This is a genomic window from Kitasatospora sp. NRRL B-11411 (genome assembly GCF_000721345.1).
In the GTDB taxonomy this organism is placed as follows: Bacteria; Actinomycetota; Actinomycetes; order Streptomycetales; family Streptomycetaceae; genus Kitasatospora; species Kitasatospora cineracea.
Genome location: NZ_JOGH01000004.1, coordinates 98,123 through 124,727 on the forward strand (window position 1 = coordinate 98,123; position 26,605 = coordinate 124,727).

Consider the following 26,605-nt stretch of genomic DNA (forward strand, 5'->3'; position numbering starts at 1 on the left):
CCGCCCGCCGCTCCCCCGTACCGCCGCTCAGCCCCGAGCCGTCCGCGCCTACCGCGCGGGCGGCTCGATGCGTGCCGCGACCTCCAGGGCGACCTCCAGGGCCGCTTCCATCGCCTCCTCCACCGAGGGGGCGGGCCGGTCGGGCTCGCACAGGTCCGCCTTGAGCAGGAACATCGCCGAGTGCATGGAGGTCAGCGCGACGGTGGCGCGCAGCTTGTCGCGGAAGGTCGGCTCCGGGCCGTGCAGCAGGTTGATCATCCGGATCATCCGGTCCTTGAACGCGAGCCCGGCCGCGGACTCCCGCAGCGCGGGCTGGTTCTCGTGGAAGAACCGCAGCAGCGGGGCCCGCTCGCCCATCCCGGCCGCGAAGCGGCGCAGCAGCTCGTCGCGCAGCTGGGGCGACCAGGGCTTGCCCTCGCCGTAGGCGATGGCGTCGTCGAGCGGGGCGGCCATCTTCTCCACGATGCCGCGGACGATGTCGTCCTTGGTCTTGAAGTGGTAGTAGAGGGCGGCCTTGGTGACCCCCAGGCGGTCGGCGATCTCCCGCAGCGAGGTCTTCTCGTAGCCGTGCTCGGCGAACAACTCCAGGGCCACGTCGATGATCCGCGCTCTGGTGTCGCTGCGGGGGCTCTGGGTGGTGGTCATCGCTGGCGGCCTGCCTCGTGAAGCGGGTGCGGGACCGGCGTCAAGGTCCCGTTCGGTTGGCATTCTCCCTGCCCAGAGGGGCTGCTCCGAAACTGGCTTGACGACCGGCTAGGGAACAACCTACCGTGCCGGACGGCGATTAACTAGCCGGTCGTCAAGTAAGTACCGCCGCGGCACCCCGCGGCACCTGTGCCCCGGGAGAGACGCACCATGACAACCCAGCAGTCCGAGGCGGTTCCGGGGGAGCCGCCCGTCGAACTCGGGAAGCCCGACGAGTTCGAGCAGCGCCCGCACCGCGAGATCCGCCTGGTGATGGTCGGCCTGGTCATCACCATGCTGCTCGCCATGCTGGACAACCTGATCGTCGGCACCGCGATGCCCACCATCGTCGGCGAGCTGCACGGCGCCGAGCACATGTCCTGGGTGGTGACGTCCTACACCCTGGCCACCGCCGCCTCCACCCCGATCTGGGGCAAGGTCGGCGACCTGTACGGCCGCAAGGGCTCGTTCATGGTCTCGATCGTGATCTTCCTGCTCGGCTCGGCGCTGTCCGGCCTGTCGCAGAGCATGACCCAGCTGATCGCCTTCCGCGCCGTCCAGGGCCTCGGCGCCGGCGGCCTGATGGTCGGCGTGATGTCGATCATGGGCGCGCTGGTGCTGCCCCGCGACCGCGGCAAGTACCAGGGCATGTTCGCCGCCGTGATGGCGCTGGCCACCGTCGGCGGCCCGCTGATCGGCGGCTTCATCACCGACCACCTGAACTGGCGCTGGACGTTCTACGTCAACCTGCCGCTGGGCGCGATCGCGCTGGTCTTCATCCTCGTGGTGCTGAAGCTGCCCAAGATCCGCTCCAACGCGAAGATCGACTACTTCGGCGCGATCCTGCTCACCGTCGGCATCGTCTCGGCCGTGCTGGTCACCACCTGGGGCGGCCACGAGTACGCCTGGGGCTCGAAGCAGATCCTCGGCCTGGGCGCGCTCGGCCTGGCCTCGCTGATCGGCTTCTGCTACGTCGAGCAGCGGGTCGCCGAGCCGATCATCCCGCTCAAGCTGTTCCGCAACCGGAACTTCACCATGGTCTCGATCATCGGCTTCATCGTCGGTTTCGCGATGTTCGGCGCGGTGACCTTCCTGCCCACCTACCAGCAGATCGTCCAGGGCGCCTCGGCGACCAACTCCGGCCTGCTGCTGATGCCGATGATGTTCGGCATGCTGGTGGTCTCCCTGGTGGTCGGCCAGGCCATCACCAAGACCGGCAAGTACCGGATCTTCCCGATCATCGGCACCACCGTGATGGCCGGCGGCTCGCTGCTGCTGTCCACCCTCGCCGTGGACACCAAGAGCTTCACCTCCTCCTGCTACATGGTGGTGCTCGGCGCCGGCATGGGCTTCCTGATGCAGGTCACCATGCTGGTCGCGCAGAACAGCGTGGAGATGAAGGACATGGGCGTCGCCTCGTCCTCCGCCACCCTGTTCCGCACCATCGGCGGCTCCTTCGGCGTGGCGCTGTTCGGCACCCTGTACGTCAACCGCCTCAACGACACCCTGAAGGCCGCCGGGATGCCGGCCGGCGGCGAGTCCACCGGCTCGATGAGCCCGGAGACGCTGAAGAGCATGCCGCCCGAGGCGGTCTCGGTGCTCCAGCACGGCATCGCCAACGGCATGCACACCGTCTTCCTGTGGGGCACGGTGATCAGCGTGGTCGCCATCGCCGCCTCGCTGTTCATCCGCGAGGTCAAGCTCCGCGGTGGCGCGGACGCCGCCGAGGCCAAGGCCGAGGCCGCCCTGGAGGGCGCGCTCTGAGGCCCGCCGCGGCCTGAGGAACGCCGAACGGCCCGGGACCGCACGGTCCCGGGCCGTTCGCGCGCTCCGCGCGGGGTCACTGCGGCAGGCGGTAGGTGCCCGGCCCGACCGGCTCGACCAGCCCGTCGGCGACCAGCCCGTCCAGTGCCCGGGCGCGTTGCACCGCGTCCGGCCACACCGCGTCCAACTGCCCCTGGGCGACCGTCCCGCGGGCGTCCCGCAGCACCGCCAGCAGCTTGCCGCGCACCTGCCGGTCGGTGCCCTCGTACGTCTGCCCGCGGCGGGCCGGGCCCTGGTGCGGGGGGCGGCCGGCCCGCTGCCAGGCGCAGTCCGCCCGCAGCGGGCAGGTGCCGCACTCCGGGCCGCGCGCGGTGCACACCAGGGCGCCCAGCTCCATCACCGCGACCGCCCAGGTCGCGGCCCGCTCGTCGGTCGCGGGCAGCAGCTCGACGGCGGTGCGGCGCTCGGCGGCCGTGGTGGCGTTCGCCGGGTACTCGACGCCGGTCACCGCCCGGGCGAACACCCGGCGCACGTTGGTGTCCAGCACCGCGTGCCGCTGCCGGAACGCGAACGAGGCGACCGCCGCCGCCGTGTACTCCCCCACCCCGGGCAGGGCCAGCAGCGCCGCGTGGTCCTCCGGCACCGCGCCGCCGTGCCGCTCGGTGATGGCGACGGCCGCGCCGTGCAGCCGCAGCGCGCGGCGCGGGTAGCCGAGCCGGCCCCACATCCGCACCGCCTCGCCGGGCGCGTCGGCGGCCAGCGCGGCGGGCGTGGGCCAGCGCTCCAGCCAGGCCGCGTAGGCGGGCAGCACCCGCTTGACGGGCGTCTGCTGGAGCATGAACTCGCTGACCATCACGGCCCACGGCGAGGCGTCCGGGGTGCGCCAGGGCAGGTCGCGGGCGTGGGTCTCGTACCAGCCGATGACGGTCGAGTGCAGCGCCTGGACGGCGCCCGGGGAGAGAGTCGAAGCTGTGGCAACCATGGTTTTTCGATCCTGCCACGACCGGTGCCGCAGGCTTAAAGCCCCAGGTCGTCGAGCTCCTTCAGCAGGTCCGCACGCGGGCTGGCCGGGCCGGCCGGGCCGGCCGCGATCTGGCCGGACTTCTTCCCGGGCTTGCGGCCGGACCCGCCGCCCGGGCCGGGCAGCGACAGGGGGTCGCCCCCGTCGGACAGCGCGGCCGCCTGCTTCGGGCTGCGGTCCCGGAAGATCCACGCCCCCAGCAGACCGCCGACCAGGCCGCCGATGTGGGCCAGCCAGGACACCCCGGGGGTGCCCGGGACGGCCGTGCTCAGCAGGTAGGCGAAGGAGGCGCCCATCACCAGGCCGATCAGCGAGTCGATGAGGTTGCGGTCGAACAGGCCGCGCAGCACCACGTAGCCGAAGTAGCCGAAGACCACGCCGCTCGCGCCGACGGTCACCGTGTCACCCGACTGGAACAGCCACACCGCCATCCCGCTGGTCACCACCAGCAGCACCGTCAGCCCGAGGAACTTGCGCACCCCGCGGTACGCGGCGAGGAACCCGAAGACGAACAGCGGGCCCGAATTGCCTTCCAGGTGCTGCCAGTTCAGGTGCAGGAAGGGGGCGGTCAGCAGGTACCCGAGGGTGTCCGCGTCGTGCGGGCGGATGCCGTGCATCACGGCCATCCGCCCGTCCAGCAGCCAGTTGACCAGCTGCGTCGCCCACACCAGGCAGAGGAACCCGAACATGACGAAGAACGCCTTGCGCGCCTCGGCGATCATCTGCGCCGGGTCGAGGGGCGTACCGGTGGGGGCGGGGGCGTGCGGGGAGGCCATGAGGGCGACTATAGGGCGACGCGCCGACGTGTCGAGTCCCTCTTCCGGACCAAATGGCGGATGATGTGAAAGAAGTGGTCCCGGTGCGGTGTTGATGCGTCAACAGGTGCACACGGTCTCGTAGAGTTTGCGCGTGCCCTCTCTGCGCCAGCCCGTCGGACCACTGCCCGCCTCGATCTACTGGCGGCGCCGTGTCGTGGTCCTCGCCGCCCTCGCCGTCGTCCTGCTCCTGGTCGGCTGGCTGGCGTTCGGCGGCAGTGGCGGCGACCAGCAGAAGAAGGCCGCCCAGGGCAGCCCGCTGCCCGCCCCCGCCCAGTCCATCACCCCCGGCGCCTCCCCGACCGGCCCCGCCATCACCACCCGCCCCGGCGGCACCGGCGGCGGCACCGGCGGGACGGGCTCCGGCGGGACGGGCTCCGGCGCGGGCGGCGAGATCAGCGTCACCGGCGGCAACAGCACCTCCGGCGGCGGCAGTTCCTCCAGCGGGACGGGCGGCACCGGCGGGACGGGCTCCGGCACCGGCGGCACCCCCCGGGCCGGCGGCGGGGCCTCGCCCGCCGTCAACACCACCGAGGTGATGGCCCTGCCGGTCTGCACCACCGCGCAGCTCACCCTCGAACTCGCCTCGGCGCAGAACTCGTACGCGGCGAAGGACAAGCCGAAGCTGGCGCTGACCGTCCGCAACTCCTCCGGCGCGGGCTGCCGGATCAACCTCTCCCACGAGTACTCGTTCCTGACCGTCACCTCCAGCGCCAACGAGCGGATCTGGTCCTCCGCCGACTGCGTCACCGAACGCGTCGACGCCTGGGCCCAGATCGCCGGCAACAGCGGCGTCACCGAGACCTTCACCTGGGACCGCACCCGCTCCAAGCCGCAGTGCGCCACCCCCGACCCGGCGCCCGCCCAGCCCGGCAACTACCTCGTCCAGGCCGACCTCACCGGCCCGGCCGGCGGCCCGCTCTCGGCCCGCGCCTCGATCCGCCTGGAGAGCTGAGAAGAGCCCCGCCAGGGGCTCGGGGAACGGCGAGCCCGGGTCTGCTGGACGTTCACTGCCGGAGCGCGCATCGGCTTCCGGTTCTGTCACTACACGCAGCAGCACGAACCTCCGATGGGCTCCGACCGTCAGCAGCACGGACCCGCCGTTCCCCGGGCCCCTGAAGGGGCTCTCATGCCGTCCAGCTGGTGCCGCGCAGGCTGCGCCCGAGGGTGAGCGGCAGCAGCGCGGCGGCCAGGGCCGCGGCGAGCAGGACCAGGACGGTGGCCGCGGGGAGGCGGTCGAGCAGGAGGCCCGCGGTCATGGTGCCGAGCGGCAGACCGGCCATCAGCAGGGTCATCGTCCCGGCCATCGCGCGGCCGCGCACCTCCTCGGGGACGCGCTGGAAGACCAGCACGTCGAGCATCACGCGCAGGGCCGGCACGCCGAGCGAGGTGAGCGCGAGGGCCGCGAACACCACCACCGGGCCGGCCGCCACCGCGGGGACGGCGAAGGCGGCCGCGCCGCTCCAGGCGACGGCCAGCAGCAGGGCGCCGGGGCTGAGCAGCCGGTGCAGCCGGGAGACCAGCAGGGCGCCGAGCAGGCCGCCGACGGCCTCGCCGGTGAGGGCCAGGCCGATGCCCGCCTGGGAGGTGCCGTGGTCGCGCAGCAGCACCATGACGGCCAGCAGCATCGCCGAGCCGGTGAGGTTGAGCGCGGCGGCAACCAGCACGGTGCCGCGCAGCACCCGGTGGGCGAACAGGTAGCGCAGCCCGGCGAACGCGGCGCCCTCCTCCCGCCCGCCCTCCTCCCGCCCGTCCGTCGGCGCCTGCGTGCCCGGGCGGGAGTCGAACCGGACGGCGACGCTCGCGCCGAGGGCGAGGCCGGAGGTGAGGACGGTGGTCAGGAAGGGCACGGCGGTGCCGAGGCCGAGCAGGAACCCGGCCAGCGGCGGACCGGCCAACGCGGCCCCGTTGACCCGGAGTTCGTCCTGCGAGAGGGCCTGGCGGAGCTGCTCGGGCGGGACGACGGCGCGCAGCGCGAGCATCCGGGAGGGGCCGCCGTAGGCCATGGTCGCGCCGATGACGGCGGCGGCGAGCAGCGCGTGCGGGACGGTCAGCCGGTCGGCGGCCAGGGCGAGCGCGACGCTGAGCGCGGTGAGCAGCCGGGCGGTGTCGGCGAGGATCAGGATCCGGCGCCGGTCGTGCCGGTCGGCGACCGCGCCGCCGTGCAGGCCGAACAGCACGGAGGCGCCGAACTGGACGGCGCCGAACGCCCCGGCCACCGTCGGGGAGCCGGTCATGGCGAGCAGCAGCAGCGGGTACGCGGTGTCGGCGACGCAGGTGCCGAGCATCGCGGCCGCGGAGCCGGCCCAGAGGGTCTGGAAGCGGCGGTTGCGGCGCAGCGGCACCGCGGTGGATCCCGGTTCGAGTGTCGCGGTCATCTCCCGCACTCCGTTCATGTTCCCGCCCATGTTCATGATTCAGAGACCATTCACGTGCACGTGAATGGTTGCACGGCCGAGAACGATTGCACAAGCGTTGACGCCATGGCTGAATGTGAACGTGGTGGATCGGATGAAGGAGCGCGAGGTCACGGACGTCGCGACGCTGAAGGCCCTGGCGGACCCGTTGCGGCTGGCCGTCCTCGGGGTGCTGATGAAGCGCGACCCGGAGCCGGTGTCGGTGAAGGAGGTCGCCGCCGAGCTCGACGAGGCGCCGACCAAGCTGTACCGGCACGTCAAGCAGCTGGAGCAGACCGGGCTGGTGTACGTGGCGGAGACCCGGCTGGTCTCCGGGATCGTGGAGAGCCGCTACCGCTCGGCGCAGCACTCACTGCGGCTGTCGCCGCAGGTGTTCGCCGAGGGCGGCGAGCAGCCGGCCGTGCTGGAGGCGGTGCTGGCCGCGATGGACCTGGTGCGCTCCGACTTCCAGCGGTACTTCCTGGCCGGGCGGGTCGACATGTCCCCGGAGAAGCGGGCCGGCAAGTTCGCGCACGCCACCTTCCGGCTCAGCCCGCAGCAGCTGCGGCGGCTGCGCGAGCGGATCGACCAGGCGCTGGACGAGGTGTTCGCGGAGGGCGACTACACCGGCCCGGACGCCGTCGACGCGACGCTGTTCTCGCTGCTCTACACGGTGGACCCGCCGAAGGCGGAGCAGGACTAGACGTACCGCTCCAGGATGGAGGACTCGGCGAGCCGGGACAGCCCCTCGCGCACCGAGCGGGCCCGGGTCTCGCCGACGCCCTCCACGGTCTGCAGGTCGTCGATGGACGCGGCGAGCAGCTTCTGCAGGCCGCCGAAGTGGTCGACCAGGCGCTCGATGACGGTGTTCGGCAGCCGCGGCACCTTGGCCAGCAGCCGGTAGCCGCGCGGGGAGACCGCGGAGTCCAGCGACTCGGGGGTGCCGGTGTAGCCGAGCGCCTTGGCGACGGTCTGCAGGTCCAGCAGCTCGGCGTGGGTGAGCGCCTCCAGGTCGGCGAGCACCTCGGTGACCGTGCGGCCCTTCTTGGCGGCGCGGTCCGGGAAGTAGTCGCGCACCACGAGTTCGCGCTCCGGCTCGACGCCGGCGATCAGCTCGTCCAGTTGCAGCGACAGCAGCCGGCCGTCGGTGCCCAGCTCCAGCACGTACCCGGCGATCTCGCCGGCGATCAGTCGGACCATCTCCAGGCGTTGCACCACCGCCGAGACGTCCCGGACGGTGACCAGGTCCTCGATCTCCAGCGCGGACAGCGTGCCCGCCACCTCGTCCAGGCGGAGCTTGTAGCGCTCCAGGGTGGCCAGCGCCTGGTTGGCCCGGGACAGCACGGTGGTGGAGTCCTCCAGCACCCGGCGGGCGCCGTTGACGTAGATGGCGATCAGCCGCATCGAGTGCGAGACCGCGACCACCGGGAAGCCGGTCTGCCGGTTGACCCGCTCCGCGGTGCGATGGCGGGTGCCGGTCTCGTCGGTGGGGATGTTCGCGTCCGGCATCAGGTGGACGCCCGCGCGCAGGATCTTGGCGTGGTCCTTGTCGAGGATCACCGCGCCGTCCAGCTTGCACAGCTCGCGCAGCCGGGTGGCGGTGAACTCGACGTCCAGCACGAAACCGCCGGTGCACAGGGCGTCCACGCTCTTGTCGAAGCCGAGGACGATCAGGCCGCCGGTGTTGGCCCGGAGCACCCGCTCCAGGCCGTCCCGCAGCGCCGTGCCCGGCGCGATCGCACTGAGGGAGGCCCGCAGCAGGGCCTCCTCGCGGGAGGACTTGTCCGCCCGGTCGATGGCTGCCACGTGACTCCTTGGGCCGACCCGGACCGTGTGCCGCGGCGGCCGACGGTCTGTCTGTTGTTGCTGCGAATGATGCCGATGAGCAGGTGAAGTCTAACTGCGTACGGCCGCGGCGGGGCGTGGGTCAGCCCAGTTCGTCCGAGTCGACCGGCTCCCAGCCCGCCATCAGCTCCTCCGGGTGGGCCGCGACGGGGGCCTGGGCGCGGGCCTGGGCGAGCGCCTGGGCGCCCTGCTGGGCGGGCGTCACGGCCTCCTGACGGGGCTTCGAGCGGGGGCGGCGGCCCGGGATCGCCCGCAGCGCCTCGCCGATGTCGGAGACCTCCACCACCTGCATGCCGCGCGGGACCTTGCCCGGGTCCGGCGGGACCAGGGCGTGCGTGAAGCCGAGCCGGTGCGCCTCGGCGAGCCGGCGCTGCACGCCCGTCACCCGCCGCACCTCGCCCGCCAGGCCGACCTCGCCGATCGCCACCAGGTTGCTGGGCAGCGGCGTGTCGGTCGAGGAGGAGGCCACCGCGAGGGCGATCGCCAGGTCCGCCGAGGGCTCGGTGAGCTTCACGCCGCCGACCGTGGCGGTGTAGATGTCCTGCTTGCCGAGCTTCACGCCGCCGTGCCGCTCGACCACCGCCAGGATCATGGCGATCCGCGGCGACTCCAGGCCCGAGGTGGTGCGCCGCGGCGAGGGGATCTGCGAGTCCACCATCAGCGCCTGCACCTCGGCCACCAGCGGGCGCTTGCCCTCCAGCGTCACCGTCAGGCAGGTGCCCGGAACGGGCTTGTCGCGGCGGGTCAGGAACAGGCCGGACGGGTCGGCCAGGCCGACGATGCCCTCGTCGTGCAGCTCGAAGCAGCCGACCTCGTCGGTCGCCCCGTAGCGGTTCTTGACGCCGCGGATCAGCCGCAGCCGGGCGTGCCGGTCGCCCTCGAAGGAGAGCACCACGTCCACCAGGTGCTCCAGCAGGCGGGGGCCGGCGATCTGGCCGTCCTTGGTGACGTGGCCGACCAGCAGGGTGGCCATGCCGCGCTCCTTGGACGCCCGGATCAGCGCGCCCGCCACCTCGCGGACCTGCGCCGGGCCGCCGGGGGCGCCGTCCAGCTCGGCGGAGGCGATGGTCTGCACCGAGTCGAGGATCAGCAGCGAGGGGTTGACCGCGTCGATGTGGCCGAGCACCGCGCCCAGGTCCTGCTCGGCGGCCAGGTAGAGGTGGTCGGAGAGCGCGTTGATCCGGTCCGCGCGCAGCCGGACCTGGCCGGCCGACTCCTCGCCGGTGACGTACAGCGTGCGGTGCCGGTCGGAGGCGGCCTTCGCCGCCACGTCCAGCAGCAGGGTGGACTTGCCGACGCCGGGCTCGCCCGCCAGCAGCACCACGGCGCCCGGCACCAGGCCGCCGCCGAGCACCCGGTCCAGCTCCGGGACGCCGGTGGAGCGGGCGGTGGCGACCTGCCCGTCCACCTGCCCGATCGGCTTGGCGGGCGCGGAGACCGGCCCGGCCGCCGTCGTCCGGATCGGCACCGCGCCGTACTCCTCCACCGTGCCCCAGGCGTTGCACTCGGAGCAGCGGCCGACCCACTTCAGCAGTTGGGCGCCGCACTCGGTGCAGCGGTACGAGGGGCGCGGCTTCGCGGTGGTCTTGGTACGGGCAGCCATGCGGGCCACGGTAGCGCCTGGCACCGACACCGCCCGGACGTCACCCGGACGGCGTCAACCAAACGAACAAGGAATCGGTCCTGTTACCCGAAAGAAGGACAAACGGCCGAAACCCCCCGGGCGGCGGGTTTCGGCTGCCTACCGTCGAACCGTGACCACCGGCCAGCCCCACCCCGTCGACCCGTCCCCGGCCCTGCGGGCCTACGGCGCGTGCGTCGACGGGCTGTTCACCTACTGCCTGTCCGTGCTCTGCGAGCACGAAGCCGCCAGCGCGGCCGTCCTGGAGGTCCGCGACCTGGCCCGGCGCCACGGCGGCCGGATCGACGACCCGGCGCTGCTGCGCGCCTGGCTGTACGCGCTGGCCCGGCACCGCTGCCTGGCCCGGCTCGACGGGACCGCCGACGAGGGCGGCCCCGTCCCGAGCGGGCCGCCCGGGCGCGAGCGGCGCCGCGAACTCGCCTCGCTGGCCTGGCCGGAGGCGGCCGGCACCGACCCGGAGCAGCGCGAGGCGCTGGAGCTGGCGGTGCGGCACCGGCTGGACGGCGCCGAGGTCGCGGCGGTGCTCGGTCTGAGCCCCGAGGCCGCGGCGGCGCTGCTGGACGCGGCGGGCGCCGAGGTCGGCCGGACCAGGACGGCGCTGCTGGTGCTCGGCGTCGGCTCCTGCCCGGAGCTGGCCCAGCTCGGCGGGGTCGGCGCGGAGTCCTGGCGGGGCTGGGTGCTCGGCCCGGCGCTGCGCCGGGAGCTGGTGGCGCACCTGGTGGAGTGCCCGACCTGCCGGGGCACCGCCGAGCGGGTCGCCGGGCAGCTCGGGCACGGCCTGGCCGGACTGCCGGGGCTGCCGCTGCTGGCCGCGCCCGGCCCGCTGCGCCCGGCGTCCGCGCCGGTCGGCGGGACGGCCTTCCTGGCCGGTGCGGCGGCGGGCCGGCGGGCCGCGCAGGGACCGGCGGAGCCCCGGTTCGACCAGCGCGGCTTCCCCCGGCACCGGATGCCCTCGGCGGCGCGCGGCGCGGCGGTGCGCCAACGGGTGGTCACCACGGGCGTGCTGGCGGCGGTGCTGGCCGCGCCGGTGGTGGCGCTGTGGAGCGCGCACCGGGACGGCGGGGAGGACCGCACCGCGGTGTCCTCGGTCCGGGTGGACCCCGCCGGGCCCGGGCACCGGGTGCCGGTGCCGGAGCCCACCGCGATCGCGGCGGCGCTGCCGCCGACCGCCTCGGTCGGGTCGCTGGAGCTGGCGGGCGCGATTGCCGCAGAAACGTCCCTGCCGGTGGTTCAGGGTCCGGCGGTCGCGGTGCCCTCGCCCGGGGCCGCCCCGCTCTCCAGCCCCGCGCTGACCGCCGAACCCTCCCCGCCGCCGTCCGCCACCGCCGCCCGGCTGACCGTGGAGGCCGGCGAGTACGGCAACCGCACGGTGCTGACCCTGACCAACTCCGGTGACGGCCCGCTGTCCTGGCACGCCGTGCTGGACGTGGACTGGCTGCGGCTGAGCCGGGACGCCGGCACCCTGGCCCCCGGTCAGCGGATCACCGTGACCGTCACGGTCGACGAGTCGCGCGCCCCGCAGTCCCGCTGGACGGCGCACCTGGCGCTGCCGCCCTCCACCGCGGTGGTCACCCTGGAGGGCGGCACCGACCACCGCGGCCTGCCCACCCCCGGCGGCCCGTCGCCGTCCGCGAGCCCCTCCGGCGGCCCCGGCTCCCCGGGCCCGGCCGACCCGTCCGGCTCGCCGAGCCCGTCGGGCCCCGCCCCGTCGGCCTCCGCGTCCGCCTCGCCGTCGCCCTCCGCCCCGGCGTCCCCCTCGCCGTCCGCGCCCCCGTCCTCCACCGGCCCGTCGGCGTCCCCGTCACCGTCGTCGTCGCCGTCCGGGTCCGGGTCCGCCGCGCCGTCCGGGTCGCCCTCGCCCTGACGGGGCGTCAGTCCGCCGCGGTGCGCCGGCCCGTCAGCCAGCGCTCACCGCGGGCCACCGCCTCCTCCAGTGCGGCGTCCAGGACGGGGTCGGCGGGAACGACTCCGTCCGGGCCGAGCACCCCGGCCAGCCCGGTGTGCCCGGCGAGCCGGACGAAGGAGGGCTGCGCCCCGGCGACGATCAGCCGTCCGCCGCGGGCGCCCAGCTCGTCCTGTTTGCGCCGCAGCAGTTTGACCATGCTGGACGAGGGCACGTCGGGGACGGTGCGCACCACCAGCACCAGCACGGCGGGCCCGTCCGGGGCGCGGGGCCAGTCGGCCTCGATCAGCGGGAGTTCGGCGAACAGGCTGACCCCGCTGTAGGCGAGCACGGTGACCCGGCCCGCGGGCAGTTCGGCCGGGACGTCGGCGAGTTCCCAGCGCCCGTCCGGGGTGCGGTCGAGCGCCGTGAGCTTCGCCTGCCGGGACGCCTGCACGCAGTAGAGCAGCAGCGAGAGCACCGCGCCGAGGATGATCGCCTGCTGCAGCGGCAGCTGGGTGGTGCCCAGGAAGGTGACCGCCATCGCGGCGGCGGACAGCTTCGAGGTGCGCAGCACCAGCCCGATGTCGGGGACCTTGCCGACGATCAGCTCGCCGCCGACCACGATGATCAGCCCGCCGATCACCGGCATCGGGATGTGCTCGGCGAGCGGGGCCAGGGTCAGCACGATCAGCGCCAGCCAGACGCCGGAGAACACGCCCGCCCAGCGGGTGCGGGCCCCGGCGGAGACCGCGACGCCGGTGCGCGAGAGCGAGCCGCCGACCGGCAGCGACTGGAACAGCGCGCCGGCGGCGTTGGCCAGGCCCTGCGCGGTGAAGTCGCCGTTGACGCCGGGCTTCGAGCCGTCCGGGTTGGGCACCGAGGGGCTGATCCCGGCGGCCTGGGCGAGCGCCACCAGCGCGATCGACAGCGCCCCGCCGAGCAGGTGCCGGGTCGCCGACCAGTCGGGGGCGGTGAAGTGCGGCAGCGCGGCGGGGATGTCGGCGATGCCGCCGACCAGTTCGACGCCGGTGCCGAGCACCGCCACGCCCGCGCTGACCAGCACCATCGCCACCAGCAGCGCCACCGTCCGCAGCCGCTTCACCGCGTGCGCCAGCGCCCACACCGCGACGGTGGCCGCCGCCACCAGCGTCGCGGCGAGCTCCCAGGAGCCGGGGTGCGCCAGCCAGTCGCCGAGTTGCACCAGCTTGTTGTGGCCCTGCGGCTGGTAGCCGGTGGCGTCCTTGAGGACGCCGACCACGATCTGCAGCGCGATGCCGGTGGAGAAGCCGACCATCACCGCGTTGGAGACGAAGCTGAGCACCACGCCCAGCCGCAGCACGCCCATCAGCAGCATCACCGCGCCGGACAGCACGCCGAGCACCGCCACGTTCCCGGCGTCCTTCGGGTCGAGCCCGGCGTCGGCCAGCACGCTCTGCGAGGTCAGCGCGATGGCGCTGGTCAGGGTGGTGACCATCAGCACGGTGCGGGCGGCCAGCGAGCCGACGATCGCCGGGACGACGCCGGAGAACAGGCCCGCGACCGGGTTGAACCCGGCGATCGACGCGTACGCCATGCCCTCCGGGATCGAGAACAGGCCGGTGACCAGGCCGGAGGTGACGTCACTCGGCTTCGGCCGTCCCGGCGAACGCAGCGATCGCGGTGACGGACGGCGCATCAGGTCAGGCCCGCCACGGCGTCACCGATGTACTTGGTGCCGAGGACCAGCAGCAGCACCAGCATGATCGCCGAGTTGTGCGCGGACATCCACGCCTTCCAGCCGCCCAGCACCTCGGTCGCCCGCGTCCCGCCGAGCAGGTAGACGCCCAGCGGCAGCAGCGTGCACAGCGAGCCGATCAGCACCAGCAGCGCCCCGGCCACCGCCTTGCCGCCGCCGCTCGCGCCGCTGGTGGCGATGGAGACCGCGCCGCCGACCGCCAGCACCAGGTTCTTCGGGTTGGCGGCGGCCAGCACCGCCGCCAGGCCCGCCGACTTCGCCGGGGTGAACCGGTCGACGGCCCGCATCCAGCCCGGCGGTTCGGCGACCTTCCCCGCCCGGGGCCGGCCCTGCCACTGCTTGGCCGCCAGCAGCAGGAACAGCACGCCCAGCCCGAGCTTCACCCAGGACGACCAGTCGGGCGTCCCGGCGCTGGTGTCGATGCCCGAACCGGCCAGCACCACCACCGTGGTGACCGCGCCGAGCGCCACCACCCAGCCGGCCGTGAACGCGATGCCGTTGGACCGGCCGCGCGGGGTGGCCAGCATCAGGATCACCGCGATCAGCGGCAGCGGGCTGATCGCGATGCCGACCGCCGAGGCCAGCATCTGCCCGATCGCGTCTCCCATCTCCGTCCCCTCCCCGGTCAGCGCAGCCGGATCGCCGGCAGCCGGTAGCTGCCGTCGAGCACCGCGTCCTGCGGCTGGTACATCCGCACCATCGGCCGGAAGCCGCCCTCGGGCGCGGGCAGCCAGTTCGCCAACTCGTCGGCGTCGGTGGGGCGTTCGTGCTGGAGGTGGAGGGTCAGCGAGCCGTCCTCGCCGTACACCAGGCCGGGCGTGCGGTCGCCGATCGAGTACCGGTCGATCTCGTTGGGGACCAGCAGGTACTCCGGGGTGCCGTACATCGTCACCGACCAGAACGCGCCCACCGGCGGGGTCTGCTCGAAGCGCAGCGTGTACGCGTGCGCGCCGGTCAGCGGGACGCCGTCCGCGTCGTTGTAGGTGGTGGCGTACGCGGCCTCGTAGGCGTGGTTGCCCCACAGGCCGGCCCGGGCCGCGACCGCGCGGGTCAGGTAGGCGGCGCGGCGGTCGGCGATCTTCCACTGCGGCTCGTCGCGGGTGCCGGGGCCGAGGTGGTCCAGGTTGTAGTCGAACAGGTGCAGGTTGGCGGCCCACTCGCCGGTCGGGTCGCCGGCGCCGACGGTCGCCGCCTCCACCCGCTCCCGGCCCGCCGCCAGGCCCTTGGCGAGCGCCGCCGTCCACTCGGCCGGGCCGTCCAGGTAGGGCGAGCGGCCCCGGTCGAGCAGCCCGATCGGGGCGAAGCGCTGCTGGAAGGCGACGTCGGCGTCGGCGGGCGGGAAGGCCGCCATCCACAGCCGCAGCTGCTCCAGGAACAGCAGCTCCGCCGGGACGTCCGCGGCCGGCTCGGGCAGTCCGGCCGCCGTGCCGCCGTCCTCGAACGGGGTCAGCGTCAGCTGCTGCTGCAGCACCCGGACCCGCGCCAGGTCGTCCGGGCCCGCGCAGTAGTTGCGCACCGCGATCGCCGCCACCGCCGTCGGCGCGGTGATCACCGGCACGCCCTCCGGGGCGCTGCCCCGCCAGCCGGGCGGGGCGACCAGCCAGGTCTGCTCGGCGGTGCCGGACGAACGGCGGCCCGCGTAGGCGAAGTTGTTCGTCCAGGCGTCGATGAACTGCAGCACGTCGTAGGCGCCGCCGGTGTCCGGGACGTGCAGCAGCAGCGGGCCGGCCGAGAGGTCCAGCGGGGCCACCGAGTACACGGTGTCGTTGTTCACCGAGACGAAGTGCGAGGCGGGGTCGGCCAGTTCGGTGGCGTGGCCGAAGGTGTTCCAGGCGGTCGGACCGATCGAACTCAGCCCCCGGCGGACGATGGTGTCCACCATGGTCAGGTTGGCCACCAGCGGGGAGCCGTACACGAAGGCCTCGGCGGCCAGCATCTCGGGCGTGGCGTCAGCCATGCGAACGTCCTTGTCTGATCGGTGGGTTCATCGGGGGCCCGGGCGGGCAGCGGCCGGCTGCCGTCCGGCGGCTCGGGCTTCGGGACGCGGGCGTGCCGGGTTCCCCATGACACCCGCCCTCCTTCCCGCCAAAAGGGAACATTCAGACATACCGGTACACGGGGGATGGTATGTGCTCCCCCCGCGGTCGGCACTCCGGACATCCGGTGGGCGGCCGACAGGCCGTCAGGCGGGTGCGGGCCCGGGCGGGCCGTCTGCTCCGGGCGAAACGGCTCCGCTCCCGGTGAACGCGGCGCATGGACCGGCCCCGGCTCGGAGAGCCTCGGAGGCATGGACATCCTTCTGCTCGGCGGCTCCAAGTTCCTCGGCCTCGCCTACGCCACCGAGGCCCTCGCCCGCGGCCACCGCGTCACCACCTTCAACCGCGGCCTCAGCCGGGCCGACCCGCCCGGCGTCGAGGCCGTCCACGGCGACCGCGCCGACCCGGACGCGCTGCGGCGGCTGGTCGACGGCCGCCGGTGGGACGCCGTCGTCGACACCTCCGGCCAGCAGCCCCACGACGTCGCCGCCACCGCCCGGCTGCTCGGCGACCGGGCCGGGCACTACGGCTTCGTCTCCTCCGTCCACGCCTTCGCCGACTGGCCCGCCCGTCCTGTCGACGCCGGCTCCGCCACCCTCGACTGCCCCGGCGACCTGCCGCCCGACCAGCCGTTCGCCAACGCGCTCAAGGCCGGCTGCGAGCGCGCCCTGCGGGACAACTTCGACGGGCCCGCCGCGATCCTCAACTGCGGCCTGCTGATCGGCCCGCACGAGCCGATCGGCCGGCTCCCCTGGTGGCTCGACCGGATCGCCCGCGGCGGCCGGGTCCTCGCCCCCGGCGCCCCCGACCGCCCGCTCAGCCTGATCGACGCCCGCGACTTCGCCGCGTTCGGCCTCGACCTCGCCGAACGGCGGGCCGAGGGGCGCTACGTCACCACCGCGCCGATCGGCTCCACGACCACCGGCGAGCTCCTCGAGGCCTGCCGCGCCGCGACCGGCTCCGACGCCGAGTTCGTCTGGACCCCGGACGCCGACCTGCTCGCCGCCGAGGTCTCCCCCTGGACCGAACTCCCGCTCTGGGCGCCCGACGCCGAGGGCTGGCACGGCACCTGGCGGGCCGACCCGGCCACCGCCCTCGCGGCCGGCCTGCGCATCCGCCCGCTGCTGGAGACCGTCACCGACACCTGGGCCTGGCTGGAGTCCGGCGGCCGCGCGGAGGTCGCCTACCGGCAGCTCGACACGCCGCTGGGGATCGACCCGGCGAAGGAGCGGGGCATCATCGGCTGAACGGGCCCTCAGTACGTCCGGCGGGTGACCAGCTCGGCGAGGGCCAGCAGGTCGTCGGCGCGGGACGGGTCGGGGACGGCCGCGGCCAGGTGGGCGATGGCGGCGGCCATCCGGTCGCAGCTCTCGGTCTGCGCCCAGTTGCGGCCGCCGGCCCGGTCGACCGCGTCGGCGGCGGCGGCCAGCTCGGCGGGGCTGAGCGGGCGGCCGGTGGCGTAGAGGGCGGCGAGCTCCGCGCCCGCGGGGGTGCCGGAGGAGAGCGCGTGCACCACGGGGAGGGACTTCTTGCGGGCCGCGAGGTCGGCGCCCACCGGCTTGCCGGTGACCGCCGGGTCGCCCCAGATGCCGATCAGGTCGTCGATCAGCTGGAAGGCCAGGCCGATCTCCCGGCCGAAGGCGTCCATCGCGTCGGCGGCCTCGGCGTCCGCCCCCGCGTACAGCGCGCCGAGCGCGCACGCGCAGCCGAGCAGGGCGCCGGTCTTGCCCTCGGCCATGGTGAGGCACTCGGCGAGCGTGACGTCGGCGCGCTGCTCGAAGGAGCAGTCGGCCTGCTGGCCGGCGCACAGCTCGACCACGCAGTCGGCGAGCCGGCGGACCGAGGCGGCGGCGGCCGGGTGCGGGTCCTCGGCGAGCACCCGCAGGGCCAGGGAGTGCATGGCGTCGCCGGCCAGGATCGCGCCGGTGGTGCCGAACACCCGCCAGGCGGTGGGGCGGTGGCGGCGGGTGTGGTCGCGGTCGAGGACGTCGTCGTGCAGCAGGGTGAAGTTGTGCACCAGCTCGACGGCGGCCGCGGCCCGCACCGCGTCCTGCGGGCGGCCGCCGACGGCGGTGGTCGCGGCCAGCACCAGCGCCGGGCGGATCGCCTTGCCGGCGCCGACCGTGCTGGGGCCGCCGTCGGCCTCCAGCCAGCCCAGGTGGTAGCCGGAGACCAGCCGCATGGAGTCCGGGAGGGTGTCGACGGCGGCGCGCAGCGCGGGGTCGACGACGGTGCGAGCCCGGCCGAGCAGGGCCATCGCCTCGGCGGTGTCGCGGCCGCTCTCGGCGGCGGCGGTGCCGTGCTGTTCGCGTTCGGGCACGGTGATGGCCATGGTGAGTCCTCCCCCTCGGCCGGCCCCGGGCGGCGGGGCGGCAGGAATGCGCGCTGACGGCGCGTCAGGCGGTGGGACGGGCGGGCCCAGGACGGTGGGCCCGCCCGGTGGTCAGTGCTGCCGGTGGTCGACGTTCACGTTCTCCAGGACGCCGATCGCGTCGGGAACGAGGATCGCGGCCGAGTAGTAGGCGCTGACCAGGTAGGAGATGACCGCCTTCTCGTCGATGCCCATGAAGCGGACGTTCAGGCCCGGCTCGACCTGGTCCGGCAGCGCGCCGGGGCGCAGGCCGATCACGCCCTGGTTGTCCTCGCCGACGCGCATCGCCAGGATCGAGGTGGTGCCGTTGACCACCGGGATCTTGTTGCAGGTGAGGATCGGGACGCCGCGCCAGGTCGGCACCGTCTTGCCCTCGAACTGGATCGACTCCGGGTACAGCCCGCGGCTGTTGCACTCCCGGCCGAAGGCGGCGATCGCCTTCGGGTGGGCCAGGTAGAACCTGGTGCTGCGGCGGCGGCAGAGCAGTTCGTCCATGTCGTCCGGGGTGGGCGGGCCGGAGTGGGTCTGGATCCGCTGGCCGTACTCGGCGTTCGCCAGCAGGCCGAACTCCGGGTTGTTGACCAGCTCGTGCTCCTGGCGCTCGCGCAGCGCCTCGACGGTCAGCCGGAGCTGGTGCTCGGTCTGGTCCATCGGCTTGTTGTAGAGGTCGGCGACCCGGCTGTGCACCCGCAGCACCGTCTGGGCGACGCTCAACTCGTACTCGCGCGGCTTGAGTTCGTAGTCGACGAAGGCGGTCGGCAGGTCGAACTCGCCCTCGTGGCCGGCCGACATGCCGATCGCCGCCTCGCCCTTGTGGGTCTGCGGGAGCTGCGAGTCGGCGATGAAGGCGAGGATCTGGTCGCGCAGCGCCTCGGAGCGGTCGGCCAGCTCCTGGAAGGCGGGCCAGGCCAGCACCATCACGGTGCCCGCGGTGGCGGCCTTGACGCTGTAGGGCCAGCGGCGGTCGGCGACGGTGAGCGCCTCGTCGCCGATGTGGTCGCCGTCCGCGAAGGTGCCCAGCACGGTCGGGTCGCCGTACTTGCCGGTGCCGATCTTGTCGACCTTGCCGTGCGCGATCAGGAAGACCTCGTCGATCTCGCCGCCCTGCTCGATCAGCACCTCGCCCGCGGCGAAGTCGCGCTGGACGAAGCGGCCGGCCAGCTCGACGAGCAGCGCGTCGTCCTCGAAGCCGCGCAGCACCGGGACCTCGCGCAGCGTCGGCGGGACGACCGTGACCTCGCGGCCGGTCTGCGCGAAGCCCACCCGGCCGCGGCCGACCGCGTACGACAGCCGCCGGTTGACCCGGTAGGTGCCGCCGGAGACCTCGACCCAGGGCAGCGCGCGGAGCAGCCAGCGGTTGCTGATCTCCTGCATCTGCGGGGCCGACTTGGTGGTCGACGCGAGGTTCTTGGCGGCCGCCACCGAGAGGCTGCTCTGCTGCCCCGTCCGGGAGATTTCGGCGGTGGTTTCGGTCGTCATTTCCGAGGGGCCCCTAGATCGTTTCGGCGGCACGTTGCGGCACCCATGCTGACGCCCGTTCAGGTGAGGCGGCAATCACTCGTGGGGGTGATTCAGGTGCGTGGACGCAATAGTGCGACCAGTGCACTGGATCGATCATCGTTCGATCCCGACGCCCCTCCGGGCACCTCTCCGGACACCTCTCCGGACACCCCTCCGAGGCCCCCGGAACACCCCCGTAACACCCCCGTTCCAGGCGTCCGCGCTGCTCACCAACCCCGTGTTCGAATCCGCCCGGAACAGCGCTAAGGTGGCCCCCTCACCGCGTGGTGACCGCCGCCACAGGGCAGGCGAACCGGTCGGTGACCTCCCATCGGCACGCCCTTCTCCAGGGAGACCCTCGTGACCGCGCCCGTCCGCGTCTGGCTGAACCGCACCTACGCCGAGAACGTCTTCTTCGTCGACCTGCTGCGGGCCGCGCCGCGCCCGGTGCACGTCCTGGCCACCCACGTCGACCCCGACTCCCCCGTGCTCGCCGCCGCCGACCTGGGCGCCCTGGAACCCGACGGGCTGAGCGCCGAGGGGTACGTGGAGTTCGCGCTGGAGTTCTGCGCCCGGCACGACGTGGACGTGTTCCTGCCGCGGCTGCACCAGCTGGCGATCTCGCTGCGCCGGCGCGACTTCGAGGCCCTGGGCACCGCCCTGGTCTGCCCGCCCGCCGCGGCGATCTCGCTGTTCGCCAGCAAGGCCGACGGCTACCGGGCGCTGGACACGGCCGGGCTGCCCACCCCGCTGTGGCGGCAGGCCGACACCGCCGCCGAACTGCTCGCCGCCGTCGAGGAGATCGAGGCCACCGGGATGACCGCCTGCCTGAAGCCGGCCACCGGCGCGGGCGGCGAGGGCTTCCGCGTCCTGACCCGCGAGCCGTTCAGCCTCCGCCGGCTCGCCGGGTACGTCGACACCCGGGTTCAACTCGACCAGGTGCTGGGCGCGTTGGAGCAGTCCGCGGCCCCCGCCGAACTGCTGGTGATGCCCTACCTGGACGGCCCCGAGGTGTCCGTCGACTGCCTGGCCGAACCGGACGGCCGGGTGCTGGCCGCGGTCGGCCGCACCAAGCAGGGCCGCCGCCGCGGCTTCACCCTCGACCCGGCCTACCTGGAGCCGGCCCGCCGCCTGGTCGAGGAGTTCGGCGTCGGCCACCTGTCGAACGTGCAGTTCCGGCACGAGCGGGGCACCGGCCGCGCGGTGGTCCTCGACATCAACACCCGCCCGTCCGGCGGCCTGCACCAACTCCGGCTGTGCGGGCTCAACCTGCCCGCCGCGGCCCTCGAACTCGCCCTCGGCCACCGGCCCGCGCTCCCGGCCGCGACGGAACTGACGCTCGGCGAGTACACCCTGGTCTCCACCATCCAGGCGGTGCTGCCCCGGCAGGCGGCGGCGCCCGCGCTGGAGCGGATCGGCGAGGGCGCCGGTGCCGCTGCGGGGCTGGTGCCGGTGCCGGTGCCGGTACGGGTCTAGGGACGGGTCTAGGGACGGGTCAGGCAGTCCTCGGCCGTCGCGGGCCTAGAGCTCCGGCCCGGACCAGTCCAGGGTCGGCGGGAGCACCCCTTCCAGGGTGAGCAGCCAGCGCTTGGTCTCCACGCCGTGCCAGGCCCCGCCGAAGCCGCCCAGGCCGTCCGCGGCCACCACCCGGTGGCAGGGCACCAGCAGGGGCAGCGGGTTCGCCCCCATCATCTGCCCGACCGTCCGGGCCGGTACCCCCGGCTCGGACGGTTCGGTGAACACCCCGCTGCGGGCGGCGAGTTCGCCGTAGGTGATGGTGCTCCCCCAGCCGACGTCCGCCCACAGGCGGCGCAGCACCGCCAGGTGGGGTCCGGAGGCCAGCCGCCAGTCGATCGGCAGCTCCAACTCCCGCCGCCCACCGGCGAAGTACTCGCCGACCCGGGCCCGCACCAGGTCGGCCTTGCGCGCGTCGGTGCACTCCGGGACCGGCCCGTCGCAGACGTAGCCGGCGGCGGCCACCCCCCGGTCCGTCACCCCGAACCGCATCGGCCCGCTCGGCAGCGGGGTCGGGACGGTCACCCAGGAGAGCTCCATCCCCCCACTGTAGGGGGCGGGCGGGGGCTCGAAGACGGGCCCTAGAGGTGGTCGCGGAGGTAGCCGGCCAGGGTGCGGGACCAGGTGGCGAGGGCGGCCCGGTCGGGGGTGCCGCCCGCGCCGAGGGCGGCGAGCTGTTCGCTGGAGAGGTGTCCGCCGGCGGCGAGCGCGGACAGGCCCGCGAGCACCGACGCCAGGTGTTCGGCGTCGTCGCGGCTGAGCATCACGAGGGTGTCGGTGTGGCCGATGGTCATGGAACCGGGCATCGCGTCCTCCTCGGTCGGTCCTTCCGTCCACCGTACGGCGGCGGGAGCGGTCCTCGCCCGTTCGGTCCACCCCGCTGGCCGGGGGGCGGTCGGGCGCCGGACGGTCGGAGGACGTGTGTCCGCCGTCGGAGACAGGAGCGCAGATGCCGGCAGCACCGGTCGTCGACACGTCCTCGCCGCCCAGCCTGCGCGAGCTGCTCCGCAGCCCCGGGTACGGGCGGCTGCTGCTGGTGTCGGCGCTGGTCGGGGTGCCGGTCTCGCTGGCCGCGTTCGGCTTCGTCGGGCTGGAGCACGAACTGCAGCACTGGGTGTGGGGGTCGCTGCCCGAGGCCCTGGGCTACGGGCAGCCGCCCTGGTGGTGGCCGCTGCCCGCGCTGGCGCTGGCCGGGCTGCTGCTGGCGCCGATCGTGACCCGGATGCCGGGCCGGGGCGGGCACACGCCGGTGCTGGGGCTGGGCGGGCCGCCGACGCTGCCGGTGGAGGTGCCCTCGGTGGTGCTGGCGGCGCTGGCCGTGCTGCCGCTGGGCGCGGTGCTCGGCCCGGAGGCGCCGCTGATGGCGCTGGGCAGCGGGCTGGCGCTGATGACGGTGAGCGCGGCGAAGCGGGCGGCCGGTCCGATGGTCGGGCCGATGCTGGGGGCGGCCGGGTCGACGGCGGCGATCGCCACCATCTTCGGGAGCCCGCTGGTCGCGGCGGTGATGATGATCGAGGCCGCGGGCCTGGGCGGGGCGCAGCTGACCATGCTGCTGCTGCCGTGCCTGCTGGCCTCGGGGCTGGGCGCGCTGGTGTTCACCGGCTTCGGGCACTGGACCGGCCTGTCGATCGGCGCGCTGAGCCTGCCGTCCGTGCCGAAGGCGCAACTGCCGGACGCCGGGGACTTCCTGTGGGGGGTGCCGCTGGCGGTGGTGATCGCGCTGGTGCTGGTCGCGGGGCAGACCCTGGGGCACCGCTTCGCCGCGTTCACCGCGCACCGGACGGCGGCCCGCACCGTGCTGTGCGCGGTGCTGGTGGGCGCGTGCATCGCCGGGTACGCGCTGGTGACGGGGCGCTCGCCCGAGGAGGCCGCGCTGTCGGGGCAGGCCGCGCTGGGGCAGCTGGCGGCGGACCCGCGCAGCTGGTCGGTCGGGGCGCTGCTGGCACTGGTGCTGTTCAAGGGGCTGGGCTGGGGCGTGGCGCTCGGGTCGCTGCGCGGCGGGCCGATCTTTCCGGCCGTGCTGCTGGGCTCGGCGCTCGGGGTGGCGGCGGGCGGGCTGCCGGGCCTGGGCATCGAGGCGGGGCTGGCGGTCGGGCTGGCGGCGAGCAGCGCGGCGGTCACCCGGCTGCCGGTGACCAGCACGGTGCTGGCGGCGGCGCTGCTGGGGGACCAGGCGGCGGACTCGATGCCGCTGCTGATCGTCTCGGCGGTGGTGGCGTTCCTGACGGCGACGTTCGTGCACCGGGTGGCGGCGCCGGCGCCCGACGGGCATCCGGCGCCGGGTCGGTGAGGTCCGCCGGGGGCGGCCCGGCCGGGGCCGTCCGGCAGGAGTGTTTCAGCCGGAATGAGATTTCCTCAGCTTTCCTGAAGGCGTTCCCGCGCAATTGTCCGCGATTCCGATAAGGGGCTTGACGATCACTGTCCGGCATCGCAGTATCGGTTCGTCACCGAGCCGAGCACCGGACCTCGCGGTCGGCGCCTCTCCCCTGGCCCGATGATCGCCGGGTCCGTCCAGCAGCCGGCCGCGCTGCTCGACCGCTGGAGATCCCCGCATGCCCGAGAAGACCGGAACCGTCGTCGACCTGCTGCTGGAACGTGGTGCGGCCGAGCCGGACCGGACCGCCGTCGTCCTCTCCGACGGCCGGAGGATCTCGTACGGGGAACTCGTTCAGCGGGTCTTCGAAACCGCGGAACAATTGCCCGGAAAAGGCCTGGGAATGTCGTCCCGGATCGGCCTCTGGTTTCTCGAAGGGGAATGGATCGACTACGCCGTCGGATACTTCGCCGCGCTGCTCAACGGCTCCGTCGCGGTCGTCCTGCCGACGGATTCCGACCGGCGGGGCATCCGGCGGATCTGCCGGGACCTCGGGATCGACCACGTCCTCTCCGCGGCCGCGCGGCCGTTCGGCTCGGCGGAGGTGCAGGACGTCCCGGTGGCGGAACGTGCCGCCGGGGCCGGCCGGGGCGGGCGCCCGGTCGCGCCGCTGGATCCGGCGCGGCTCGCCGACGTGGTGTTCACCTCGGGTTCGACGGGCACGCCCAAGGGGGTCGCCGCCAGCCACGAGGCGCTGGCCGGGATCGCCGACGGCTACCGGGCCCGTTCCGGGGGCGCCGCGGTGGTGGCCCACGGGGTCTCCCACGCCACGGCCGTCGGCACCCGCCAGCTCCTCCTCTCCGCCGTGGCCCGGGGGAGCACCCTGGTCGCCTGCGTGCCCTTCGAGGCCCGGAGCTTCCTGGCCGCGGCCGCGGCCGAATCCGCCGCCACCGCCGTGCTCCCCGCCGCCGCGGCCCGGTCCGTGGCGAGGGCCCTGGAGGACGATCCGGCCCTGCGGCCCGCCGGGCTGAGGACCCTGCGGTTCATGTCGGACCACCTTCCGGCCGAGCTGCACCTGGCGCTCGCCGCACTCCTCCCGGGCACCCGCGTCGTCAACACCTACGGGCTCACCGAGGCCGGTGACGCCCACCTGGTGACCACCCAGCAGGACTGCGGGCTGGGGCCGGGCGGCTTTCCGGCGCCGGGGACGGAGGTGGGGATCATGTCCGCCTCCGGGGACTGGCTGGAGCGGGGCGAGGAGGGTTACCTCTGCATCCGCGACCGGCTTCCCGCGCTCGGCTACCTGACCGACCCGATGGCCGCGGCCCGGACCTGGCGGGACGGCTGGACGGTCACCGGGGACCTCGCGCTGATCGACGGGACCGGGCGCGTCCGGATCAAGGGTCGGTCGCGCGGACTGGCCAGGGTGGGCGGCCGCACGGTGTCCGTGTCCGAGGTGAAGGCCGCCCTGGAGACGCTGCCCTGGGTCGAGGCGGCGGCCGTGGTGGTGCTGCCGCACCCGACGCTCGGGCAGTCCCTGGCGGCGGTGGTCGAGGGGCCCGGGGACGCGCCGGCCGAGGACGTGAAAGCCGCGCTGGCCGGGGTGCTGCCCGCGCACGCGGTCCCCTCCCCGGTCGTCCGGGTCGAGCAGCTGCCCCGCTCGCGCACCGGCAAGCCGCACCAGGACGCGATCACCGCCCTGGTCCGTCGGCGGATGTCCGCCTCCTCGCGGCCCTGCCGGACCGCCACGGAGGTCCTGGTCGGCTCCGTCTGGAGCGGCGTGCTCGAACTGGACGGCGCCCCGGGCGCGGACGCCGACTTCTTCCAGCTGGGAGGGGATTCGATGGCGGCGGTCGAAGTACTGGCCGAACTGGAGGGCCGACTGGGCGTCGACATCCCGCTGGACCTCCTGTTCACCAGGTCGAGCGTGGGCGAACTCGCCCGGGAGCTCGACCGGTTGCGGGCCGAACGGTGACCCGCCCGGTCGCCGCTCCGTGGCCCGGGGCCTTCGAGGCGGTGCGGGAGCGGCTGGCCCGGATCCTGGCGTCCGTCCCCGTCGCGGGCGCGCAGCTCTGCGTCTCCCGCGGGGGCACGCCGCTGCTGAACGCCGCGCTGGGCGAGGCGCGCACCGGGACGCCGATGGCCACCGACTCGGTCGTCTACTGGAGTTGCGCGGGGAAGCCGCTGCTGGCCACCGCGCTGGCGACGCTGGTCGACGAGGGCGGGATCCGCTTCGCCGACCCGGTTGCCCGGCACCTGCCGGAGTTCGCCGCCAACGGCAAGGAGGCGGTGACCGTCGCGGACGTCCTGAGCCACGCCGGCGGGTTCCGGCACTTCGAGGGCCCCGGGCCGGACCGGTCGGACTACGCGGACTTCGTGCGCCGGGTGCTCGCGCTGCCGCTCGAACCGGGCTGGGTCCCGGGCGGGCACCAGGGGTACCACCAGGAGACCGGCTGGTACGTGCTGGCGGCCCTGCTGGAGTCCGCGCTCGGGCAGCACTACGGCACCGTCGTGGCGGAACGCGTCTGCCGGCCCCTCGCGCTGCGCTCCACCTGGGCCACGGTGCCGCCCCCGGTTCACGACGGGATCCGGGACCGGCTGGCCGTCCCCTCGTTCGCCGGGCGGCAGGGCCTGCGCCGCTACCCCTACCTGGTGAGCCGCGCCGGCGCGCGGGCGAAGGTCCCGCCGTACGGCTTCTACGGCACCATGTCCGACCTCGCCTCGTTCTACGAGGCCGCCCTGTCCGGGCTGCGGGGCCCGGGGCCGTTCCCGGTCTCCCCGCCGGTGCTGCGCGCCATGGCCGCCCCGCCGCGCGGCCGGGTCCCGGACCGCACCTGGGACTACCCGTGCGCGATGGGGCTGGGCTACTTCTGCGGGCTGTCCGACCACAACGGCTTCGGCGGCAGGTGGTCGGACTCCTCCTTCGGCGCGTCGGGCCGGATCGGCCAGGTCTTCGGGGGCGCCGATCCGGAGACCGGAGTCGTCATCGCCGCCTCCTTCGGCGCGCTCGCCTTCGACAACGGGACCAAGGAAGCCCTGATGGACGCCCTGTACGCGGCGGCACTCGCTTGACCCGCCGCAC

22 protein-coding genes are annotated in these 26,605 nt (G+C 74.5%); 9 read left to right on the forward strand and 13 right to left on the reverse strand.

Annotation, left to right across the window (positions count from 1 at the left end):
* Positions 1-48: 48 nt before the first annotated feature.
* Complete coding sequence (locus IH44_RS49315) at positions 49-645, reverse strand: TetR/AcrR family transcriptional regulator (protein WP_030457904.1); 597 nt, start codon at positions 643-645, stop codon at positions 49-51.
* A 210-nt stretch (positions 646-855) separates the two neighbouring features.
* Between IH44_RS49315 and IH44_RS0103630 the strand changes: the two genes are divergently transcribed.
* Positions 856-2,448: an MDR family MFS transporter gene (locus tag IH44_RS0103630; protein ID WP_030457905.1), complete on the forward strand. Its 1,593-nt coding sequence runs from the start codon at positions 856-858 to the stop codon at positions 2,446-2,448.
* A gap of 76 nt (positions 2,449-2,524) precedes the next feature.
* Here IH44_RS0103630 and IH44_RS0103635 read toward each other — a convergent pair whose 3' ends face one another.
* Both IH44_RS0103635 and IH44_RS0103640 read right to left on the reverse strand, forming a co-directional pair.
* Positions 2,525-3,430: an A/G-specific adenine glycosylase gene (locus IH44_RS0103635; protein WP_030457906.1), complete on the reverse strand. Its 906-nt coding sequence runs from the start codon at positions 3,428-3,430 to the stop codon at positions 2,525-2,527.
* A gap of 35 nt (positions 3,431-3,465) precedes the next feature.
* A complete protein-coding gene (locus IH44_RS0103640; protein ID WP_030457907.1) occupies positions 3,466-4,245 on the reverse strand; it encodes a rhomboid family intramembrane serine protease in 780 nt (259 codons plus the stop codon).
* 133 nt (positions 4,246-4,378) lie between these two features.
* Here IH44_RS0103640 and IH44_RS0103645 point away from each other — a divergent pair, with 133 nt between their 5' ends.
* Positions 4,379-5,239 carry a hypothetical protein gene (locus IH44_RS0103645; RefSeq protein WP_030457908.1) on the forward strand — a complete coding sequence of 287 codons (861 nt, stop codon included), beginning with the start codon at positions 4,379-4,381 and terminating at the stop codon, positions 5,237-5,239.
* Positions 5,240-5,411: 172 nt separating this feature from the next.
* On the opposite strand, the gene IH44_RS0103650 is transcribed toward IH44_RS0103645, so the two are convergent.
* Positions 5,412-6,662 carry an MFS transporter gene (locus IH44_RS0103650; RefSeq protein WP_030457909.1) on the reverse strand — a complete coding sequence of 417 codons (1,251 nt, stop codon included), beginning with the start codon at positions 6,660-6,662 and terminating at the stop codon, positions 5,412-5,414.
* Positions 6,663-6,795: 133 nt separating this feature from the next.
* On the opposite strand from IH44_RS0103650, the gene IH44_RS42360 reads away from it, so the two are divergent.
* Positions 6,796-7,383, forward strand: coding sequence for a helix-turn-helix domain-containing protein (locus IH44_RS42360; protein WP_051816511.1), 588 nt, complete (start codon positions 6,796-6,798; stop codon positions 7,381-7,383).
* Here the strand turns inward: IH44_RS42360 and disA are convergent.
* Positions 7,380-8,486 carry a DNA integrity scanning diadenylate cyclase DisA gene (gene disA / locus IH44_RS0103660; protein WP_014136538.1) on the reverse strand — a complete coding sequence of 369 codons (1,107 nt, stop codon included), beginning with the start codon at positions 8,484-8,486 and terminating at the stop codon, positions 7,380-7,382. The genes IH44_RS42360 and disA overlap by 4 nt on opposite strands.
* A gap of 121 nt (positions 8,487-8,607) precedes the next feature.
* Positions 8,608-10,128 (reverse strand): DNA repair protein RadA, encoded by a 1,521-nt coding sequence (gene radA, locus IH44_RS0103665; RefSeq protein ID WP_030457912.1) that lies wholly within the window; start codon positions 10,126-10,128, stop codon positions 8,608-8,610.
* Positions 10,129-10,279: 151 nt separating this feature from the next.
* Between radA and IH44_RS0103670 the strand changes: the two genes are divergently transcribed.
* Positions 10,280-12,031: a hypothetical protein gene (locus IH44_RS0103670; RefSeq protein WP_051816512.1), complete on the forward strand. Its 1,752-nt coding sequence runs from the start codon at positions 10,280-10,282 to the stop codon at positions 12,029-12,031.
* A 7-nt stretch (positions 12,032-12,038) separates the two neighbouring features.
* On the opposite strand, the gene IH44_RS0103675 is transcribed toward IH44_RS0103670, so the two are convergent.
* Genes IH44_RS0103675 through IH44_RS0103685 form a run of 3 tightly spaced genes read right to left on the reverse strand, consistent with a single transcriptional unit; the run spans position 12,039 to position 15,744 of the window.
* The gene (locus IH44_RS0103675; protein ID WP_035953771.1) at positions 12,039-13,727 is read right to left on the reverse strand and encodes a SulP family inorganic anion transporter; all 1,689 of its coding nucleotides are present in this window, start codon (positions 13,725-13,727) and stop codon (positions 12,039-12,041) included.
* Positions 13,727-14,395, reverse strand: a complete 669-nt coding sequence (locus tag IH44_RS0103680; protein WP_030457915.1) for a GAP family protein — start codon at positions 14,393-14,395, stop codon at positions 13,727-13,729. Before IH44_RS0103680 ends, IH44_RS0103675 begins: the two co-directional genes overlap by 1 nt.
* Before the next feature lie 17 nt (positions 14,396-14,412).
* Entirely contained in the window at positions 14,413-15,744 is a 1,332-nt protein-coding gene (locus tag IH44_RS0103685) for a DUF1254 domain-containing protein (RefSeq protein WP_030457916.1), read from the reverse strand.
* Between the two features lie 330 nt (positions 15,745-16,074).
* On the opposite strand from IH44_RS0103685, the gene IH44_RS0103690 reads away from it, so the two are divergent.
* Positions 16,075-17,070 carry an NAD-dependent epimerase/dehydratase family protein gene (locus IH44_RS0103690; protein WP_030457917.1) on the forward strand — a complete coding sequence of 332 codons (996 nt, stop codon included), beginning with the start codon at positions 16,075-16,077 and terminating at the stop codon, positions 17,068-17,070.
* Between the two features lie 8 nt (positions 17,071-17,078).
* On the opposite strand, the gene IH44_RS0103695 is transcribed toward IH44_RS0103690, so the two are convergent.
* A complete protein-coding gene (locus IH44_RS0103695; RefSeq protein WP_369794889.1) occupies positions 17,079-18,155 on the reverse strand; it encodes a family 2 encapsulin nanocompartment cargo protein polyprenyl transferase in 1,077 nt (358 codons plus the stop codon).
* A gap of 111 nt (positions 18,156-18,266) precedes the next feature.
* Positions 18,267-19,673 carry a family 2B encapsulin nanocompartment shell protein gene (locus IH44_RS0103700; protein ID WP_030457919.1) on the reverse strand — a complete coding sequence of 469 codons (1,407 nt, stop codon included), beginning with the start codon at positions 19,671-19,673 and terminating at the stop codon, positions 18,267-18,269.
* A gap of 381 nt (positions 19,674-20,054) precedes the next feature.
* Between IH44_RS0103700 and IH44_RS0103705 the strand changes: the two genes are divergently transcribed.
* Positions 20,055-21,170, forward strand: coding sequence for an ATP-grasp domain-containing protein (locus tag IH44_RS0103705; RefSeq protein ID WP_051816513.1), 1,116 nt, complete (start codon positions 20,055-20,057; stop codon positions 21,168-21,170).
* A 45-nt stretch (positions 21,171-21,215) separates the two neighbouring features.
* Here IH44_RS0103705 and IH44_RS0103710 read toward each other — a convergent pair whose 3' ends face one another.
* Both IH44_RS0103710 and IH44_RS0103715 read right to left on the reverse strand, forming a co-directional pair.
* A complete protein-coding gene (locus tag IH44_RS0103710; RefSeq protein WP_030457921.1) occupies positions 21,216-21,749 on the reverse strand; it encodes a methylated-DNA--[protein]-cysteine S-methyltransferase in 534 nt (177 codons plus the stop codon).
* Positions 21,750-21,790: 41 nt separating this feature from the next.
* Positions 21,791-22,015 (reverse strand): hypothetical protein, encoded by a 225-nt coding sequence (locus tag IH44_RS0103715; RefSeq protein WP_030457922.1) that lies wholly within the window; start codon positions 22,013-22,015, stop codon positions 21,791-21,793.
* A gap of 143 nt (positions 22,016-22,158) precedes the next feature.
* On the opposite strand from IH44_RS0103715, the gene IH44_RS0103720 reads away from it, so the two are divergent.
* From IH44_RS0103720 to IH44_RS0103730, 3 genes are all read left to right on the forward strand, one after another.
* Positions 22,159-23,499 (forward strand): chloride channel protein, encoded by a 1,341-nt coding sequence (locus tag IH44_RS0103720; RefSeq protein WP_030457923.1) that lies wholly within the window; start codon positions 22,159-22,161, stop codon positions 23,497-23,499.
* Between the two features lie 262 nt (positions 23,500-23,761).
* Positions 23,762-25,498, forward strand: a complete 1,737-nt coding sequence (locus IH44_RS0103725; protein WP_030457924.1) for a class I adenylate-forming enzyme family protein — start codon at positions 23,762-23,764, stop codon at positions 25,496-25,498.
* On the forward strand, positions 25,495-26,595 hold the full coding sequence (locus tag IH44_RS0103730) for a serine hydrolase (protein WP_030457925.1): 1,101 nt from the start codon (positions 25,495-25,497) through the stop codon (positions 26,593-26,595). The genes IH44_RS0103725 and IH44_RS0103730 overlap by 4 nt, the downstream gene beginning before the upstream one ends.
* The last annotated feature ends 10 nt before the right edge of the window (positions 26,596-26,605 follow it).